Origin of the sequence: Streptomyces sp. NPDC001796, from assembly GCF_042892355.1 — a bacterium.
GTDB lineage: Bacteria > Actinomycetota > Actinomycetes > Streptomycetales > Streptomycetaceae > Streptomyces.
In genome coordinates, this window is record NZ_JBIAUC010000002.1 from 1 (window position 1) to 18,582 (window position 18,582).

Here is an 18,582-nt window from a genome sequence, read left to right on the forward strand (position 1 = left end):
CGGGCGCTTCCCTTCGGTGTTTCCGACTCTATCAGATCTTTCCGATCCGATTTCCTCGGTGCTTTCCGGCCTTTCGGCCTTCCGGCTTTGTCGACTCTATCAGATTCCCTCAGTTCCCTTCGGGGCCTGATTCCCAGTCAACCGGGCTTGTCATCGCGACCCTTGGGCCGTTCCGACGAGTGAGACTTTAGCGGATTCTCGGCTCCCGAGCTAATCGAGGGCTTCGTTCCTACATTCCGAAAATACGCACACCAATACACACGACGACGTAGCGCCGATTGTCGGTTGGTACCTGCGGAGTGGCTGCCCGGGGACCGACCGAAGTCGGCGCTCACGTCGGGCAACCCGGAGAACACTACGGATCGGTCCGGTACGTGTCAACTCGCACCCGTACCCCCTTGCGTCAGGTCCCGGTGGGCGTACCCTCGGTGCCATGACTTCGCGTACGTGCAACCAGCTGTGGTGGGCCGCCTGACGGCGGCCGGACTCACGTATGCGTTCAACGGCCGCCGCCTCGGCGGCCGTTCTCGTATCTCCCTCCGGATCCGACGAGGGGCGGCCAGCCGAAGGCGGCGGCCCCGACCAGAAGGTGGAGTGAGATGACACGGGTCTTCAGCGGGGTCAAGCCCACCGGGCACCTGACGCTGGGAAACTACCTGGGCGCCATCCAGCGGTGGGTGGACGTCGACCAGCACCAGGCGGACGCGCTCTTCTGCGTCGTCGACCTGCATGCCCTGACCGTGCACCACGATCCGGCGCGGGTGCGCAGGCTCAGTCGGCAGGCGGCGACGCTGTTGCTGGCGGCCGGGCTCGATCCGGAGCGGTGCACCCTGTTCGTGCAGAGCCACGTCGACGAGCACGCGCGGCTGTCGTACGTGCTGGAGTGCGTGGCCACCGACGGCGAGATGCGGCGCATGATCCAGTACAAGGAGAAGGCCGCGCGCGAGCGGGAGCGGGGTGGAAGCGTACGGCTGTCCCTGTTGACGTATCCCGTGCTGATGGCCGCGGACATCCTGGCGTACGGGACTGACGAGGTGCCGGTCGGGGACGATCAGACACAGCACGTGGAGCTGGCGCGGGATCTGGCCGTGCGGTTCAACCAGCGCTACGGGCACACGTTCGTGGTGCCCCGGGCGACGCCCCCCAAGATCGCGACCCGCGTCATGAACCTTCAGGACCCCGCGTCGAAGATGGGCAAGTCCGACGACTCCGGCCCTGGGATCGTCTATCTGCTCGACGAGCCGGACGTCGTACGGAGGAAGGTCATGCGTGCGGTGACCGACAGTGGGGCGGAGGTCGTGTACGACCGGGAGGCGCGGCCCGGCGTGGCCAATCTCCTGGAGATCCTCGCCGCCTGCTCCGGGGCTGATCCCGAGGAGCTGAGCGGCGCGTACACGTCGTACGGCGCCCTGAAGAAGGACACCGCGGAGGCCGTGGTCGAGCTGCTTCGGCCGGTGCAGGAGCGGCATCGGGAGTTGTGTGCCGATCCCGCGTATGTCGACGACGTGCTGCGCGATGGTGCCGAGCGGGCACGGGCAGCGGCCCGGCCGACCGTGGATGCCGCCTATCGCGCGATCGGCCTGCTGCCGCCGGCTTCCCAGGTGCGGGAACCCGTGTCGAACGCGGCCCGGTAGGCCCGCGACCGTCAGTTGTTGCCGGAGGCCAGCTCGCGGCTGCGGTCGCGGGCGGCTTCCAGGGCGGCGATGAGGGCGGCCCGTACGCCGTGGTTCTCGAGTTCGCGGATGGCGTTGATGGTGGTGCCGGCCGGGGACGTGACGTTCTCGCGGAGCTTGACCGGATGCTCGCCGCTGTCGCGCAGCATCACGGCGGCGCCGATCGCGGACTGGACGATGAGGTCGTGGGCCTTGTCGCGGGGCAGGCCGAGCAGGATGCCGGCGTCGGTCATGGCCTCGACCAGGTAGAAGAAGTACGCCGGGCCCGAGCCGGACAGTGCCGTGCAGGCGTCCTGCTGGGACTCGGGGACACGGAGGGTCTTGCCGACGGCGCCGAAGATCTCCTCGGTGTGGGCCAGGTGGTCGGCGGTGGCGTGGGTGCCGGCGGAGATGACGGACATGGCCTCGTCGACGAGGGCGGGGGTGTTCGTCATGACGCGGACGACCGGGGTGCCGGCGGCGAGGCGGGCCTCGAAGAAGGAGGTGGGGATGCCGGCGGCGCCGCTGATGACCAGGCGGTCGGCGGGGACGTGGGGGGCGAGTTCGTCGAGGAGCGTGCCCATGTCCTGGGGCTTGACCGTGAGGATGAGCGTGTCGGCGCTCTTCGCGGCCTCGGGGTTGGTGACCGGGGTGATGCCGTAGCGGGTGCGGAGCTCTTCGGCCCGCTCCGGGCGGCGGGCGGTCACCAGGAGGTCGGCGGGGGCCCAGCCGGCTCGGATCATTCCGCTGAGCAGGGCTTCGCCGATCTTGCCGGTACCGAGGACTGCGACTTTCTGGGTCATGGTGGTGGGGCCCTCCGGGGTGCGTCGTCCTTCGGTCATCCTCGCACCGGAGAGGGTGCGCTCGGCGGGGTGTCCGGTGGGCGGGACGGTGGCCGCCCGCGGCTAGTGCCGCCGGGCCACGATCAGTAGCACGTCGTAGACCTCCTCGACACGGCCGTCCGGGAAGGTCTTGAGGAGGTGGTCCCGCTCCTCGGCGAGGAAGGCCCTGGCGCGTTCCTCGCCGCCGACCAGGAAGATCGAGTGGCTGCCGATGTTGGCGAGGTGGGTGTCGACGGGGACCGTACGGCTCCAGCGGACGACGCGGCGGGCGTGGGCGGGGATCTCGGGGGCGCCTTCGAAGGCGAGTTCGGTACGGGCGGTGCCGCCGGCGCCGTTCTTGGTCGCCTTCTCGGTGCCGAAGAAGCGCTTGATGCGGTCCGCCTGCTCGGTGATCCAGGGGACGTCCTGGGCGTCCATGTTCCACCACAGTGCGAGCGCCCCGTCCGGACGCAGGACGCGCAGGGCCTCGGGGACCGAGCGGGCCGGGTCGGTCCAGTGCCAGGACTGGGCGTAGGTGAGGACGTCGGTGGAGGCGGTGGCCAGGGGAAGGGCGTTGCCGTCGCCGCGCAGGAGGGGGACGTCGGGGAGGGTGCGGCGGAACTGGTCGGCCATGCCGGCGCCGGGCTCCACGGCGAGTACGTGCGCGCCGCGGGCCTTGAGCAGGACGGTGGCGATACCGGTGCCGGCGCCGATGTCGGCCACCCGGGCGCCGGCGAGGGGGCGGTCGGCGAGGTCTTCGAGAGCGTCGAAGAGGGCGGGCGGGTAGGAGGGGCGGTTCGCGGCGTACTGGGCGGCGGCTGTGTTGAAGGAGCGGGCGCGGACGGCTCGGGAGGGCACGGTCATACGCCCATGGTGGCGGGGCGGCGGGGGCCGGGGCAGCTGGTTTACGCGGCGTTGGGCGGGGCCCGGGTCAGGAACGGCGACGGCGGGAGGGGTTGCCGGTGCGGCGCGTGGTGCGCTTCTCGTGGGCGGCCCGGGCCTGGTCGTACTCCTCGCGGTGGAGCTTCTCGCCGGGGGCCTCGCTCAGGGAGCGGAAGAAATAGGCGAGGAGGGAGCCGACGAAGCCGATGGTGAGGAGGCCGCGGAGGGAGGACTGGCGCTCGGGGTCGGGGCGCTTGGTGAAGCCTCCCCAGGTGTGGCCGAACGCGAGTGCGCTGCACACGGCGAACATGACCACGACCAGGAACGTCACCGGTGCGCCGACGTCGGCGATGCTCAGGCCCTGGTAGGCGAAGCGCAGGACGAGGCAGGAGATCGCGGCGGCGGCGAGGGAGCCGGCGGACACGGCGATACGGCGGGCCGTGTAGCCGCCGTCGTGGTCCACCCAGGTGGTGCCGAAGAAGCGGATCGGTTCGGGGCGGGGGCCGCCCTTGGGGGTGTCCGGAGTGCCGTTGTCGTCGCTCACGGGTCGATTATCACTCCGGTGGCGGGCGGGCCCCCGCGGCGGGACGTCAGCAGCGCGAGGCGACGTAGCCGTCGCTGCCCGTGTTCACGTACGCGTCGGAGACGTACTCGCCGCTGTCGATGTTGTCCCATATGTTGCTCGTGCCGTACGGACCGGTCACCGTCGTGCCCGGCGTCTGGCAGTAGATCGGCACCTTGGCGCCCTCGGGCAGGACCCGGACGATGGTGTATCCGGTGCCGGGGCCGCTGCGGACGTTGAGCCGGACGCCCGGGGCGACCGAGTAGTAGCGCAGGACCGTCGTCGTGACGGCCTGCTGCTCGGTGTCGCGCTCGGCGTCTTCCACACGGTCGACAGACATGGACATCCTCCCCCGTTGAGCCCCATGACTGTCATGGGGTCCCGTTGATTCCCTCGTGTCACACCTTCAAACACACATGTATGACGCGCACCGGGAGGCTGGCAAGCCGCCTCGGTCTCGCACGGGTCATCGACTAGGCTCCGTGCGTCGCGCGCGCGGACGAACAGCACGGGGGTGGTCCATGACGCCACAGCGCAACACCGGAGCGGGCGCGGAAGCGGAACTTCCCGAGTACGCCGGTCACTACCGCCTGGAGTCCTGCCTGGGCTCCGGCGGCATGGGCGTGGTGCACCTGGCCCGCAGCGCCTCCGGGATGAAGCTGGCGGTGAAGGTCGTCCACGCCGAGTACGCCAGGGACCCCGAGTTCAGGGGACGTTTCCGGCAGGAGGTGGCCGCGGCCCGGAGGGTGAGCGGTGCCTTCACGGCCCCCGTCGTCGACGCCGACCCGGAGGCCGAACGGCCCTGGATGGCCACGCTGTTCATCCCCGGACCGACCCTGTCCGACCATGTGAAGCGGAACGGTCCCATGGTCCCGGCCCAGTTGCGCCGGCTGATGGCCGGGCTCGCGGAGGCACTGCGCGACATCCATCGGGCCGGAGTCGTGCACCGGGACCTCAAGCCGAGCAACGTGCTGCTCGCCGAGGACGGCCCGAAGGTCATCGACTTCGGCATCTCCCGGCCCAAGGACAGCGAACTGCACACCGAGACCGGCAAGTTGATCGGCACGCCGCCCTTCATGGCCCCCGAGCAGTTCCGGCGGCCGAGGGAGGTCGGACCGGCCGCCGACGTCTTCGCGCTCGGGTCCGTGATGGTGCACGCGGCCACCGGACGGGGACCGTTCGATTCGGACAGTCCGTACATCGTGGCCTACCAGGTGGTGCACGACGAACCGGAACTGGCCGGCGTACCGGAGGATCTGGCGCCGCTGGTGCTGCGGTGCCTCGCCAAGGAGCCCGAGGACCGGCCCACGCCGGACGAACTGATGCGGGAACTGCGCTCGGTGGCGGCCTCGTACGACACCCAGCCGTTCATACCATCGCAGCGGACGGGCGACAGCGGCGTACCGAAGTCCGCGGCCGGCCCCGAGAAGCCGCAGCTGAGGGGGCGGCTGCGCAAGCGGGTGGCCCTGGCCGCCGGGGCGCTCGGTCTGGTGGCGGTCGGCGTGTTCGCCTCGATTCCCCTGCTCGCAGACGGCGGGTCACCGCTGGCCACCACCCGGTCGGCCGCGGCGGACCGATTCCGTCAGTGGCAGACGCCTCCGGTTTCCGGGGGCACCAGTACGCCCCACTGTTCTTTCGGGGCGGGAAAGCTGCTGTGCGCACGGTCGGGACTCGTCTACGCCCTCGATCCGGCCGACGGCAGGCTGCTGTGGCGGCACGGCGTCGCCACGGCGCTCAGGAGCGGGCCGCCGGTCCTGTCGGGCGGCCTGGTGCAGCCGCTGCTGGGCGAGGGGCGGCGCATGGAGGCGTTGGACCCCGCTTCGGGCAGGACGCGCTGGCAGCGCGGAGTCCCGTCGTACAACGGACTGCGGTCCGTCGGAGGCATGCTGCTGATCACCGGCAAGGACGGCACCGTCACCGGCGTCGACAGCGCATCGGGCGACACGAAATGGCACCGTCGGATCCCCGGTCAGGGCACACCCCTGTTCACGTCGTTCCCCGGCGACCCGACGGCGTACGCGGCGAGCGTCTCGGACGACGGGAGCAGCACGCGGGTCACCGCGGTGGATCCGGTGACCGGCGACGTGCGGTGGGACGCCCGGCTCAGCGGGCAGCTCGAACCCTTCGCATCCAGGGACGGCTCCCTCTTCTTCCTCTCCCTGGGCGCCTACGGGGAGACGAGAGCGGTCGTCCGCTACGTCCCCGGTTCAGGGGCGGCGCGCCGCGTACCGCTGACCATCGCGCTGGAGAGCGCGCACGCGACCGTGCACGGAACCGTCGTCTACCTGCTGGCGGCGGGCGGTGCGCTGAAGGCCGTGGACCTGGACACGCGGAAGGAACTGTGGCATCTGGAAACGTCCGTGAGCCGCGGCTCGGCGCCGGTCGTGGCCGATGGGCAGGTGTACTTCACGGCGGCCGACGGGCGGCTCATCGCCGTCGACGCCCGTACCGGGGAGCTCACCGGTCAGACCCGGCCACGGCTGGACCCGAGCTCGGACCGGGTGATGGCCGCGCTGCCCGAACCCCTGGTCGTCGACCACCACGTCTACGCCACCGCCCCCGACGGCACCGTCTTCGCCGTCGACGGACGCGACCCGGGCCGCTGGTAGGACGCGAAAGGGCCGCCCGGCGACGGGCGGCCCTTTCCGGAGCTCCTGGAGCGAGGCCTCAGCCCAGCTTCGTCACATCGCGCACCGCGCCCTTGTCCGCGCTCGTCGCCATCGCGGCGTACGCGCGCAGTGCCGCGGAGACCTTGCGGTCGCGGTTCACGGGGGCGTAGACGCCGTTCAGCGCGGCACGGCGGGCATCGAGCTCCTCGTCGGACACCAGGAGCTCGATCGTGCGGTTCGGGATGTCGATGCGGATGCGGTCGCCGTCCCGCACCAGGGCGATCGTGCCGCCCGAGGCCGCCTCGGGGGACGCGTGGCCGATCGACAGGCCCGACGTGCCGCCGGAGAAGCGGCCGTCCGTGATCAGCGCGCAGGCCTTCCCCAGGCCGCGGCCCTTCAGGTACGAGGTCGGGTACAGCATCTCCTGCATGCCCGGGCCGCCCTTGGGGCCCTCGTAGCGGATGACGACGACGTCGCCCTCCTTGACCTGCTGGGTGAGGATCTTCTCGACGGCCTCTTCCTGCGACTCGCAGACGACCGCCGGGCCCTCGAAGGTCCAGATCGACTCGTCGACGCCCGCGGTCTTCACCACGCAGCCGTCCTCGGCCAGGTTGCCCTTGAGGACCGCCAGGCCGCCGTCCTTGGAGTACGCGTGCTCCGCGGAGCGGATGCAGCCGTTCTCCGCGTCCTCGTCGAGGGCCTCCCAGCGTTCCGACTGGGAGAAGGCCTCGGCCGAGCGGACGCAGCCGGGGGCCGCGTGCCACAGTTCCACGGCCTCGGGGGACGGGGAGCCGCCGCGGACGTCCCACGTCTTCAGCCAGTCCGCGAGGGACGGGCTGTGGACGGCGTGCACGTCCTCGTTCAGCAGGCCCGCGCGGTGCAGCTCGCCGAGGAGGGCGGGGATGCCCCCGGCGCGGTGCACGTCCTCCATGTAGTACGTGCGGTTCTTGGCGACGTTCGGGGCGACCTTCGCCAGGCACGGCACCCGGCGCGAGACGGCGTCGATCTCCTCCAGGCCGAAGGGGACGCCCGCCTCCTGGGCCGCCGCCAGCAGGTGCAGGATCGTGTTGGTGGAGCCGCCCATCGCGATGTCGAGGGCCATCGCGTTCTCGAAGGCGGCGAAGGTGGCGATGTTGCGCGGCAGGACCGTGTCGTCGTCCTGCTCGTAGTAGCGGCGGGTGAGGTCCATGACCGTGCGGGCCGCGTCCACGTACAGCTGCCTGCGGGTCGTGTGGGTGGCGAGGACCGAGCCGTTGCCGGGCAGGGAGAGGCCGATCGCCTCGGTCAGGCAGTTCATCGAGTTGGCGGTGAACATGCCGGAGCACGAGCCGCAGGTCGGACAGGCGTTCTCCTCGATACGGAGGATGTCCTCGTCGGAGACCTTGTCGTTCACGGCGTCGGAGATCGCGTCGACCAGGTCCAGGGTGCGGACGGTGCCGTCGACCAGGGTGGCGCGGCCGGACTCCATCGGGCCGCCGGAGACGAAGACCGTCGGGATGTTCAGGCGCAGGGCCGCCATCAGCATGCCCGGGGTGATCTTGTCGCAGTTGGAGATGCAGACCAGGGCGTCGGCGCAGTGGGCCTCCACCATGTACTCCACGCTGTCCGCGATCAGGTCACGGGAGGGCAGGCTGTAGAGCATGCCGCCGTGGCCCATCGCGATGCCGTCGTCCACCGCGATGGTGTTGAACTCGCGCGGGATGCCGCCGGCCTCGCTGATCGCCTCGCTGACGATCCGGCCGACCGGCTGGAGGTGGGTGTGGCCCGGGACGAACTCGGTGAAGGAGTTGGCGACGGCGATGATCGGCTTCCGTCCGATGTCCGCACCGGGTACACCGGAGGCGCGCATCAGGGCGCGTGCGCCCGCCATGTTGCGGCCGTGGGTGACTGTGCGGGACCTCAGCTCGGGCATCGTCGCTCGCTCCTTCGGAGAGTTCCACCAGGGAGCCTGGCGGAGTTCTGGCTCACGTCGAGCGTACGCCGGTGCTCCAAGGGACGGACACGATGTCCGGAATGCGGGACGTGTGTCTCAGAGCTTTCTTTGATCCTCGGCCGGGCGGCGCCCGCTCACCGGCGGGGCACCCGCACCGCCGACGCCAGGTGCAGCCGGGTGAAGGCGAGGGCCTCCGCGAGGTCCGCCTCGCGCTCGGCGCCGGACATGGCGCGGCGGGTGTTGACCTCGATGACGACGTGGCCGTCGAAGCCGCCACGAGCCAGCCGCTCCAGGACCTCGGCGCAGGGCTGTATGCCACGGCCGGGGACGAGGTGCTCGTCCTTGTTGGAGCCGTTGCCGTCGGCGAGGTGGACGTGGCCGAGGCGGTCGCCCATGCGGTCGAGCATCTGCAGGGCGTCCGTGCGGGCCGTCGCGGCGTGGCTGAGGTCGATCGTGAAGTGCCGGTAGTCGTCCCTCGTTACGTCCCAGTCGGGGGCGTACGCGAGCATCTCGCGGTCCCGGTAGCGCCACGGGTACATGTTCTCGACGGCGAACCGCACATCCGTCTCGTTCGCCATGCGCCAGATGCCGTCGACGAAGTCACGCGCGTACTGGCGCTGCCAGCGGAAGGGCGGGTGGACCACGACGGTCCCGGCGCCGAGCTTCTCGGCGGCCGCGCGGGCCCGCTGGAGTTTGACCCAGGGGTCGGTGGACCACACCCGCTGTGTGATCAGCAGACAGGGGGCGTGGACGGCCAGAATGGGGATCTGATGGTAGTCGCTGAGCCGGCGCAGCGCCTCGATGTCCTGGCTGACCGGGTCGGTCCACACCATGACCTCGACCCCGTCGTACCCGAGGCGCGCGGCGATCTCGAAGGCCGTCGCCGTCGACTCCGGGTAGACGGAGGCCGTCGACAGCGCGACCTTCGCATCCGGGATGCGCACCGCTGGTTCTGCCACGAGGGACAGGGTACGGGGTGCCTCCGGCGGTTGGGCCGGGAGTGGGGGGTGGGGGTGGCCGAGGTCACTAGGGGGTGCCCTGTCGATCAGTCCGGCGTCCAGTCCGGCGTCGCGGGCCGTGGTGGTTCGCGACCGCGCGGCGGGGCCGCACCTGTCACAGCCCCGTGCCCCTGCGGCGGGACCCCCTCTCACACCGAGCCCATGTGGTCCAGCCGCCGCAGGATCACGCCCTCCCTCAGTGCCCAGGGGCATATCTCCAGCGTCTCCACTCCGAACAGGTCCATCGCCGCCTCCGCGACCAGCGCCCCGGCGACGAGCTGGGCCGCCCGGCCGTCGGAGACGCCGGGGAGTTCCATGCGCTGTGCGACCGTCATCCCGGCGAGCTGGGGCACCCAGCCCTCCAGGGACTCCCGCTTCAGCTCACGCTGGACGTACAGGCCCTCGGCGGAGCGGGCCGCCCCGGCGAGGCGGGCGAGCTGTTTGAACGTCTTGGAGGTGGCGACGACGTGGTCCGGCGCCCCGAAGCGGCTGAACTCGCCGACCGTGCGGGCGATCTCGGTCCGCACGTGGCGGCGCAGCGCCCTGACGTCCTCGGGGTCGGGCGGGTCGCCGGGCAGCCAGGCGGCGGTCAGCCGGCCCGCGCCCAGCGGCAGGGACACCGCGGCGTCGGGTTCCTCGTCGATGCCGTAGGCGATCTCCAGGGAGCCGCCGCCGATGTCGAGGACGAGGAGCTTGCCCGCGGACCAGCCGAACCAGCGGCGGGCGGCGAGGAAGGTCAGCCGGGCCTCCTCCTCGCCGGTCAGCACCTGCAGCTGGACGCCCGTGGCGTCCTCGACCCGGGCGAGGACGTCGTCGCTGTTGCCGGCCTCGCGCACCGCGGAGGTGGCGAACGGCAGCAGGTCCTCGACGCCCTTGTCCTCGGCGGCCTGCAGGGCGTCCCGTACGACGGCGATCAGCCTGTCCACGCCCTCCTGGCCGATGGCCCCGCCGCCGTCCAGGAGTTCCGCCAGCCGCAGCTCCGCCTTGTGCGAGTGCGCGGGCAGGGGGCGCGCGCCGGGGTGGGCGTCCACCACCAGCAGATGCACCGTGTTCGAACCCACGTCGAGGACACCGAGTCTCATGTACGGAACGCTACTGCCAGTGCGGGGATCTGCCGTCCCCTGAGCGGTCCGGGGCCACTTACTCTGGAGGCGTGCCAAAGACGAAAAAGGCGAAGACCGACAAATCCTCCAAGGGATCGAAGGATTCTTCGCAGGCCAAGGCGTCCCCGTCAGAGAAGGCCCTGAAGATGGCGAAGAAAGCCCTGAAGGCGAGCGACGAGAAGGGGCTCGACTTCGCGCGCGCGTGGGTGGAGTTTCCGGATCCGGCCGACGACGAGCAGGTCTTCCGGTGCGATCTGACATGGCTGACCTCGCGCTGGAACTGCATCTTCGGGAGCGGCTGCCAGGGCATCCAGGCGGGCCGCGCGGACGACGGGTGCTGCACGCTGGGAGCGCACTTCTCGGACGAGGACGACGAGAAGCGGGTGGCCGAGCACGTGGCACGGCTCACCCCGGAGATCTGGCAGCACCATGACGTGGGCACGGAGACGGGCTGGGTCGCGGAGGACGACGAGGGATCCCGGCAGACCCGCCCGTACCAGGGCTCGTGCATCTTCCAGAACCGGCCCGGGTTCCCGGGCGGCGCGGGCTGCTCGCTGCACATCCTGGCCCTGAGGGAGGGCCGCGAGCCGCTGGAGACCAAGCCGGACGTGTGCTGGCAGCTGCCGATCCGGCGCACGTACGAGTGGATCGACCGGCCCGACGACACCCGGGTGCTTCAGGTGTCGATCGGTGAGTACGACCGCCGGGGCTGGGGTCCGGGCGGCCACGACCTGCACTGGTGGTGCACGTCGGCGACGTCGGCGCACGGCGCGGGCGAACCGGTGTACGTCTCCTACCGGGCGGAGCTGACCGAGCTGATGGGCAAGGCGGGGTACGACCGCCTGGCCGAGCTGTGCGAGCAGCGCCTGGCGTCGCAGTTGCCGCTGGTGGCACCGCATCCCGCGGATCCCGTGGCCTGACGGTATGGGCACGGCCTAGGCGGGACTCGGCGCGCCGCTGTCGGTGGGCGGCGGGCTCGAGGCCGGCGGGTCGGAGGGCGACGGGCTGGAGGTCGGCGGGTCGGTCGGGGTCGGGTCGCCGGGGGTGGGGTCCGAGCCGGACGGCGGACCGGTCGGTGAGGGGTCCGACGGGACGGTGTGGCTGGGGGTGGGGTGCGGGTCGGACGGGCCCGCCGCGCCGTAGCCGTCGATCGAGACGACGGCGCCCGCCGGGGCCACCGCCACCTGCGCGTGCCACGGGCCGGAGGGCTCGTGGAGGTGGTCGACGTAGACGCGGATCGTGAACGACGCGCCGGGGTCGAGCGTGCCCGAGGACTGGTTCATGAAGAGCCAGGGGGCCCCCGTGGTCGCGGACCAGTGGACCGGTGAGCTGCCGGACGCGGTGAGGGTGATCAGGGTGGTGGTGCCGTCGTTGCGGGCCGTCACCGCCAGGTGCCCCTCGCCCGGGGCGCCCGTCGCCACGCCGATGACCTCCACGGAGACGTCGGGTGTGCGGCCGTCCTTGCCGGGCGGGCGGGCGCCGGGCTTGGCGCTGGCGTTGCCCGCGTTCTCGTACCCGCCCGCGCCCCCGTCGCCGAGCGGCGCGGTGCCCTGCACCTCGCGTGCGGTGGCGGGTCGGCCGTCGGCGGCCTCGCCGGTGAGCGGGCCGCGGTAGGCGGCCCACAGGGCGAACACCGGGGCGGCGACCACGGTGGCCACGACGGTCGTGGTCAAGGCACGCGCACGGAGGCGGTCGCGGCGGGCCGCGTGGTCCTTCGGGTCCATGGGGAAGCCGCGCCGGTCGAAGCGGGGGGCGCCGCCACGCGCGCGTGCGGCGTGCGTCATCGCGGTGTGCAGGGCCGCGCGCGGGGCCTGAAGGACGGGCAGCGCGGCGGGGGTGACGCTGGTGCCGGGCCAGGTGCCGGGAACGGCGCGCTCGGCGGTACGGCGGCAGCGCGGGCAGTCGTCGACGTGCCGGACGAGTTCGCGGCGCAGGGCGGCGCTGAGCACGAGCTGGTGGTCGCCGGTGAGGCGGGCGACGCCCGGACACGTGCCGGTCTCGACTACGGCGAGGGCGGCGCGGGTGCGCTCCACCTCGCAGGCGGCGGCGGCCAGCAGGTCGCGGGTGGCGGTGGGGGCCAGGCCGAGCACGGCGGCGACCTCGCGGGGGGCGAGCTGGTGGCGTACCGCGAGTTCGAGCGCCTCGCGCTGCTCGGGGGTGGTGCCGGCGGCCTCAGGCCAGGCGAGCTGGGCGAGCTCGCGGCGGCGCAGCTCCTCGGTCTCCTCGGCCGGCTCGGGGGTGGTGCCGACGGCCCCGGCGGCGCGCCGGTCGGCGGCTTCCTTGCGCTGGTCGCGGTCGCGCCCGGCCCGGTGGTGGCGCCGGGCCTCGGCGAGGCGGCGCAGACAGGACCAGCGGGCGAGGGCGTACAGCCAGGCTCGGTGGTCGTCGTGGGACCGCGGGCCGCGGGTGCCGCGGCGCTCGGCGAGCGCCAGGGCGTCCCCGAGGACCTCGGTCGCCGCGTCGTGATCGCACAGCACGGACAGGCAGTAGGTGAACAGTCCGTCCACGTAGGGGGCGTAGCGCGCGGGCAGGCGCTGCGCCAGAGTGCGGGGGGTTGCGCCAGGAGGCGCGCTTCCCCGCTGCGGCGCGTCGTTGCGCGCCGGGTGTGCGCCGGTGGCGTGCGTCGAGATCTCCGGCCTGCTGCTCATCACCCGTGCGACCGTAGGCGGCGATGACCGGCACCTTCTCCCCCCTTGAGCACTTTTACTCCGTACGGGTGAAACGATCCCTCATAAGGGGACAGGAAGGATGCATTCGGCAGCTTGGGGGCGCGCAGAGCAGCGGGCGCCGGATTGCAGGACCGCCCTGCCGAGGCTCTGCTCCCGGCTGCCCTGCGACCGGTGTCAGTGGCTCCCGCTACGGTTTCGACCATGGCTGCCCGTACGAAGACCTCCAAGGACCGGCCGTCCTACCGCTGCACCGAGTGCGGCTGGCAGACGGCCAAGTGGCTCGGCCGCTGCCCCGAGTGCCAGGCCTGGGGGACGATCGAGGAGTACGGCGCGCCCGCCGTGCGGACGACGACACCGGGGCGGGTGACCACCTCCGCCCTGCCGATCGGCCAGGTCGACGGGCGGCAGGCCACCGCCCGTCCCACCGGTGTGCCCGAGCTGGACCGCGTCCTCGGCGGCGGACTCGTACCGGGCGCGGTCGTGCTGCTGGCGGGCGAACCGGGCGTCGGCAAGTCCACGCTGCTGCTCGACGTCGCGGCCAAGGCGGCGAGCGACGAGCACCGCACGCTGTATGTCACCGGCGAGGAGTCCGCGAGCCAGGTGCGGCTGCGCGCCGACCGCATCGGAGCCATCCACGACCACCTCTACCTGGCGGCGGAGACGGACCTCGCGGCCGTCCTCGGCCACCTGGACGCGGTCAAGCCGTCCCTCCTGATCCTGGACTCCGTCCAGACCGTCGCCTCCCCGGAGATCGACGGCGCGCCCGGCGGCATGGCCCAGGTGCGGGAGGTCGCCGGGGCCCTGATCCGCGCCTCCAAGGAGCGCGGCATGGCCACGCTCCTGGTGGGCCACGTCACCAAGGACGGCGCGATCGCGGGCCCGCGCCTGCTGGAGCACCTGGTGGACGTCGTCCTGCACTTCGAGGGCGACCGGCACGCGCGCCTGCGTCTCGTCCGGGGCGTCAAGAACCGCTACGGCGCCACGGACGAGGTCGGCTGCTTCGAGCTCCACGACGAGGGCATCACCGGCCTCGCGGACCCCAGTGGCCTGTTCCTGACCCGCCGCGACGAGCCGGTCCCCGGCACCTGCCTCACCGTCACCCTGGAGGGCCGCCGCCCCCTGGTGGCCGAGGTGCAGGCCCTGACCGTCGACTCGCAGATCCCCTCCCCGCGGCGTACGACGTCCGGGCTGGAGACCTCCCGCGTCTCGATGATGCTCGCCGTGCTGGAGCAGCGCGGCCGGATCAGCGCCCTGGGCAAGCGGGACATCTACTCCGCGACCGTCGGCGGGGTGAAGCTCTCCGAGCCGGCCGCCGACCTGGCGGTGGCACTGGCGCTGGCGAGCGCCGCGAGCGACACCCCGCTGCCCAAGAACCTGGTGGCGATCGGCGAGGTCGGCCTCGCCGGAGAGGTCAGACGGGTCACGGGCGTCCAGCGCCGCCTGGCCGAGGCCCACCGCCTGGGCTTCACACACGCCCTCGTACCCGTCGATCCGGGCAGGATCCCGTCCGGGATGAAGGTGCTGGAAGTGGCCGACGTGGGGGACGCGCTGCGGGTCCTCCCCCGCTCCCGTCGCCGAGAGGCCCCGCGGGAGGAGGAGGACCGCCGGTAGACTTTGCCCTGGTCTCGCCCGTCCGTACGAACCGAGTGCGCGTCACGGGAGCGCCCCAGAACCTGCGACCGGAGGAGTGCAGTGGCAGCCAACGACCGGGCAGCAGCTCCCGGAAAGTCCGGTGGGAGTGCCGGTTCCGATCGCCTGATGCGCGCCTCACTGAGCGCCGTGGCACCTGGCACGCCCCTGCGTGACGGACTGGAGCGCGTGCTCCGCGGCAACACCGGCGGTCTCATCGTGCTCGGCTCCGACAAGACCGTCGAGGCGATGTGCACAGGCGGTTTCGTCCTGGACGTCGAGTTCACGGCCACTCGGCTGCGGGAGCTGTGCAAGCTGGACGGCGGCCTCGTGCTCTCCTCGGACCTGTCGAAGATCCTCAGGGCCGGCGTGCAGTTCGTCCCGGACCCCACGATCCCGACGGAGGAGACCGGCACCCGGCACCGTACGGCGGACCGGGTGAGCAAGCAGGTCGGCTTCCCGGTGGTCTCCGTCTCGCAGTCGATGCGTCTGATCGCGCTGTACGTCGACGGGCAGCGCCGTGTCCTGGAGGACTCGGCGGCGATCCTGTCCCGCGCCAACCAGGCCCTGGCCACCCTGGAGCGGTACAAGCTCCGCCTGGACGAGGTGGCCGGGACGCTGTCCGCGCTGGAGATCGAGGACCTGGTGACGGTCCGGGACGTCTCCGCGGTGGCGCAGCGACTGGAGATGGTGCGCCGCATCGCCACCGAAATCGCCGAGTACGTGGTCGAGCTGGGCACGGACGGCCGTCTGCTCGCCCTCCAGCTCGACGAGTTGATCGCGGGCGTGGAACCCGAGCGCGAGCTGGTGGTCCGCGACTACGTGCCGGAACCCACCGCGAAGCGTTCCCGCACGGTCGAGGAGGCGCTGGCCGAGCTGGACGCGCTGAGCCACGCGGAGCTCCTCGAGATGTCCACGGTCGCCAAGGCACTGGGGTACACCGGCTCCCCCGAAGCGCTCGACTCCGGGGTGTCCCCGCGCGGCTTCCGCCTGCTGGCGAAGGTCCCGCGACTGCCCGGCGCGATCATCGACCGCCTGGTGGAGCACTTCGGCGGCCTCCAGAAACTGCTCGCGGCCAGCGTGGACGACCTGCAGACGGTGGACGGCGTGGGCGAGGCCCGGGCGCGGAGCGTACGCGAGGGCCTGTCGCGACTGGCGGAGTCCTCGATCCTCGAACGGTACGTCTGACCGACGGCTGAGCCGGGGCCGGGGGACCGCGATCGTGCACGGCGCCCGGCGGACGAGGTCGCCACAGCGCCAGGCCCTGCGGCTCGCCGCCTCGCGGGCCGGGGCCCGCGACGCCGCGCTCGTCGGAAAGATCAGGCCCTAGGGCGGAGCAGGCCGGGCTCGCGGGGCTCCCTTATCCGGCCTGATCCAAACGAAAGACCCTAGTCCTTCGCCAGCACGAACGACGTCTGGGCCTTCGGGAAGCCCGGGACCTTCGCCTCGACCAGGTAGGTGCCCGCCGGCGCGGAACCCGCCGGTGGTGTCGCGCAGTTGGGTGCGCTGTGCTTGCGGTCCCACTTCACGGTGTAGGTGACCTGCTCGTTCGCGGGCACTCGGAACAGTGCGCCGCCCGAGCCGCCGGGGCAGTCGGCCGAGGTCCAGAATGCGGTGCCGCTTCCGGCCTGAGTGATCGTCAGTACCGCGTACTTGGGGCCGAGGTCGACCTTGCAGTCGCCGCCCGAGGTGTTCTTGGCGATCAGCTGGAAGGTGGGGGTGTCCCCGGGCTCATAGGTGTTGTTCACGCTCCGCAGCGTCAACCGGACCGTGCTCGAAGCACAGTTGGGCAGTGCGGACCCGCCTCCCGCGGGGAGCTGGTCGGCGGAGGAGGAAGTGCCGCCGCTGCCGCCGCCGTTGGCCCCGTCGCCCGTGCCACCGGATCCGGCGCTGCCCGTTCCGCCGGAGGCTCCGGAGCCCGACGAACCGGAGGACCCGGAACCGTCGCCACCGCCCGATTCGTCCCGCCCGCCCGGGTGTTGACTGATCGCGGGCCCCGTACCGGACGGTCCGGGCGTGATCGACGAAGTGGGATGCTTGCCGTTCGAGCCGTCCGCCTTGTTCTTCCCGCCGCCGCCGGAGGAGGTGACCGCCCACACGACGAGCAGCACCAACAGGGCGACCACGGACAGCACTACGGCCCTCCGTCGCCAGTAGATGGAGGAGGGAAGCGGCCCAACCGGATTGCGCAGAGATCCCACGGCGCAAACTGTACGAGAGATCTCTCCCACACCTGGCCCCACCCGCCGCCCGGGCCACAACTTTTCCGGATCATCATCTCGGAGAACCGCGTCCGCCCCGCCGGCGGCTCTGGCGGGGAGCGCCCTCATCCACGGTCACCGAGCCCGACCGCCGGAGGCCACGAGAGGTCATCCCGGACAAAACCACCCCGAGCCGGTTCCCCACCCGACCACCCCCGGCATGGCAGGATCGACTACGCCATGACTGCACCCACCACCCCCAGCCCCGCCACCGCCCCCACCCGGACCGACGGCGCCCCCGGCTCCACCGCCACCGGCCAAGCCCCCGGCACTCTTCTGCACGGCCCGGTCATCGACTGGTTCGAGCAGCACGCCCGTGATCTTCCGTGGCGGCGCCCGGAGGCCGGGCCCTGGGGCGTGATGGTCAGTGAGTTCATGCTGCAGCAGACGCCGGTCAACCGCGTCCTGCCCGTCTACGAGCAGTGGCTCAGCCGCTGGCCCCGCCCGGCCGACCTGGCCAAGGAACCCCCCGGCGAAGCCGTTCGTGCCTGGGGCCGCCTCGGCTACCCCCGCCGCGCGCTCCGCCTGCACGGCGCCGCGGTCGCCATAACGGAACGGCATGGCGGCGACGTACCCACCGAACACGCCCAACTGCTCGCCCTGCCCGGCATCGGCGAGTACACGGCCGCCGCCGTCGCGTCGTTCGCGTACGGCCAGCGGCACCCTGTGCTCGACACCAATGTGCGCCGGGTCCTCGCCCGCGCGGTCACCGGCGTGCAGTACCCGCCCAACGCCACCACCGCCGCCGAGCGAAGGCTCGCCCGCGAGCTGCTGCCGGACGACGAGCGCACCGCCTCCCGCTGGGCCGCCGCCTCCATGGAACTGGGCGCGCTGATCTGCACGGCGAAGAACGAGAACTGCCACCGCTGCCCGATCGCCACGCAGTGCGCCTGGCGGCTGGCCGGGAAGCCGGAGCACGAGGGTCCGCCGCGCCGCGGCCAGACGTACGCCGGCACCGACCGTCAGGTGCGCGGCCGGCTGCTGGCCGTGCTGCGGGAGGCCGTGGGGCCGGTACCGCAGTCGGTGCTCGACCGAGTGTGGGACGACCCGGTGCAGCGCGCCCGCGCCCTGGACGGCCTGGTCTCCGACGGCCTGGTGGAGCCCCTTCCGGGGCGCCTGTACCGCCTGCCCCTCACCTGACCCGTCCTCGGCCCGGTCGGCCCGCCCCACCCGGTGACTTCACAGCCAACCCTTTGCCCCGTCACAGCGACACCGCCGCCACATCACAGCCTCCCGTCCGCTACCCGCCTGACAAATCACCCCATACCAGCCCCAACTCCCGTCCGCCTTTACCCCGTTCCTACGCTTGTTACACAACCGACGGACAGCCGAGTGCTCTCCGAAGCCTGGAACGGACAACGCCGTGACAACTCGTCCGTAACTTCATATGCGTGCCGCCGGCAGTGCGGCACCCGGGCTCGGGACGAGCCCGCTCGAGGTTGTGAGGAACCGGCCGGGGCTGC

Annotated in this window: 15 protein-coding genes; 6 read left to right on the forward strand and 9 right to left on the reverse strand. The window is 72.1% G+C overall.

Going from position 1 to position 18,582, the window contains the following annotated elements; all coding sequences use genetic code 11:
- The first annotated feature begins 599 nt into the window (after positions 1 to 599).
- The gene (gene trpS, locus ACFYZE_RS03520) at positions 600 to 1,634 is read left to right on the forward strand and encodes a tryptophan--tRNA ligase (RefSeq protein WP_388987958.1); all 1,035 of its coding nucleotides are present in this window, start codon (positions 600 to 602) and stop codon (positions 1,632 to 1,634) included.
- 11 nt (positions 1,635 to 1,645) lie between these two features.
- Here the strand turns inward: trpS and proC are convergent, their stop codons facing one another.
- From proC to ACFYZE_RS03540, 4 genes are all read right to left on the reverse strand, one after another.
- A complete protein-coding gene (proC, locus tag ACFYZE_RS03525; protein WP_388989501.1) occupies positions 1,646 to 2,455 on the reverse strand; it encodes a pyrroline-5-carboxylate reductase in 810 nt (269 codons plus the stop codon).
- A gap of 102 nt (positions 2,456 to 2,557) precedes the next feature.
- A complete protein-coding gene (locus ACFYZE_RS03530; protein WP_388987960.1) occupies positions 2,558 to 3,337 on the reverse strand; it encodes a class I SAM-dependent methyltransferase in 780 nt (259 codons plus the stop codon).
- 67 nt (positions 3,338 to 3,404) lie between these two features.
- Positions 3,405 to 3,899: an EamA/RhaT family transporter gene (locus tag ACFYZE_RS03535; protein ID WP_388987963.1), complete on the reverse strand. Its 495-nt coding sequence runs from the start codon at positions 3,897 to 3,899 to the stop codon at positions 3,405 to 3,407.
- Positions 3,900 to 3,945: 46 nt separating this feature from the next.
- Complete coding sequence (locus ACFYZE_RS03540; RefSeq protein WP_388987965.1) at positions 3,946 to 4,257, reverse strand: SH3 domain-containing protein; 312 nt, start codon at positions 4,255 to 4,257, stop codon at positions 3,946 to 3,948.
- Between the two features lie 181 nt (positions 4,258 to 4,438).
- Here ACFYZE_RS03540 and ACFYZE_RS03545 point away from each other — a divergent pair, with 181 nt between their 5' ends.
- A complete protein-coding gene (locus ACFYZE_RS03545; RefSeq protein WP_388987968.1) occupies positions 4,439 to 6,526 on the forward strand; it encodes a serine/threonine-protein kinase in 2,088 nt (695 codons plus the stop codon).
- A 58-nt stretch (positions 6,527 to 6,584) separates the two neighbouring features.
- On the opposite strand, the gene ilvD is transcribed toward ACFYZE_RS03545, so the two are convergent.
- From ilvD to ACFYZE_RS03560, 3 genes are all read right to left on the reverse strand, one after another.
- Positions 6,585 to 8,438 carry a dihydroxy-acid dehydratase gene (gene ilvD / locus ACFYZE_RS03550; protein WP_388987971.1) on the reverse strand — a complete coding sequence of 618 codons (1,854 nt, stop codon included), beginning with the start codon at positions 8,436 to 8,438 and terminating at the stop codon, positions 6,585 to 6,587.
- 155 nt (positions 8,439 to 8,593) lie between these two features.
- Positions 8,594 to 9,418, reverse strand: a complete 825-nt coding sequence (locus ACFYZE_RS03555) for a sugar phosphate isomerase/epimerase family protein (protein ID WP_388987974.1) — start codon at positions 9,416 to 9,418, stop codon at positions 8,594 to 8,596.
- 188 nt (positions 9,419 to 9,606) lie between these two features.
- Positions 9,607 to 10,539 carry a Ppx/GppA family phosphatase gene (locus ACFYZE_RS03560; protein ID WP_388987977.1) on the reverse strand — a complete coding sequence of 311 codons (933 nt, stop codon included), beginning with the start codon at positions 10,537 to 10,539 and terminating at the stop codon, positions 9,607 to 9,609.
- Between the two features lie 71 nt (positions 10,540 to 10,610).
- Between ACFYZE_RS03560 and ACFYZE_RS03565 the strand changes: the two genes are divergently transcribed.
- A complete protein-coding gene (locus tag ACFYZE_RS03565; RefSeq protein ID WP_388987980.1) occupies positions 10,611 to 11,480 on the forward strand; it encodes a hypothetical protein in 870 nt (289 codons plus the stop codon).
- A 15-nt stretch (positions 11,481 to 11,495) separates the two neighbouring features.
- On the opposite strand, the gene ACFYZE_RS03570 is transcribed toward ACFYZE_RS03565, so the two are convergent.
- The gene (locus tag ACFYZE_RS03570; RefSeq protein ID WP_388987983.1) at positions 11,496 to 13,211 is read right to left on the reverse strand and encodes a hypothetical protein; all 1,716 of its coding nucleotides are present in this window, start codon (positions 13,209 to 13,211) and stop codon (positions 11,496 to 11,498) included.
- A 219-nt stretch (positions 13,212 to 13,430) separates the two neighbouring features.
- Here ACFYZE_RS03570 and radA point away from each other — a divergent pair, with 219 nt between their 5' ends.
- Both radA and disA read left to right on the forward strand, forming a co-directional pair.
- Positions 13,431 to 14,840 (forward strand): DNA repair protein RadA, encoded by a 1,410-nt coding sequence (gene radA, locus ACFYZE_RS03575; protein ID WP_388987986.1) that lies wholly within the window; start codon positions 13,431 to 13,433, stop codon positions 14,838 to 14,840.
- 81 nt (positions 14,841 to 14,921) lie between these two features.
- Complete coding sequence (gene disA / locus ACFYZE_RS03580; protein WP_103842159.1) at positions 14,922 to 16,046, forward strand: DNA integrity scanning diadenylate cyclase DisA; 1,125 nt, start codon at positions 14,922 to 14,924, stop codon at positions 16,044 to 16,046.
- 200 nt (positions 16,047 to 16,246) lie between these two features.
- On the opposite strand, the gene ACFYZE_RS03585 is transcribed toward disA, so the two are convergent.
- The gene (locus ACFYZE_RS03585) at positions 16,247 to 17,059 is read right to left on the reverse strand and encodes a hypothetical protein (RefSeq protein WP_388987990.1); all 813 of its coding nucleotides are present in this window, start codon (positions 17,057 to 17,059) and stop codon (positions 16,247 to 16,249) included.
- A gap of 240 nt (positions 17,060 to 17,299) precedes the next feature.
- Here ACFYZE_RS03585 and ACFYZE_RS03590 point away from each other — a divergent pair, with 240 nt between their 5' ends.
- Positions 17,300 to 18,259, forward strand: a complete 960-nt coding sequence (locus tag ACFYZE_RS03590) for an A/G-specific adenine glycosylase (RefSeq protein ID WP_388987993.1) — start codon at positions 17,300 to 17,302, stop codon at positions 18,257 to 18,259.
- Positions 18,260 to 18,582: the final 323 nt, after the last annotated feature.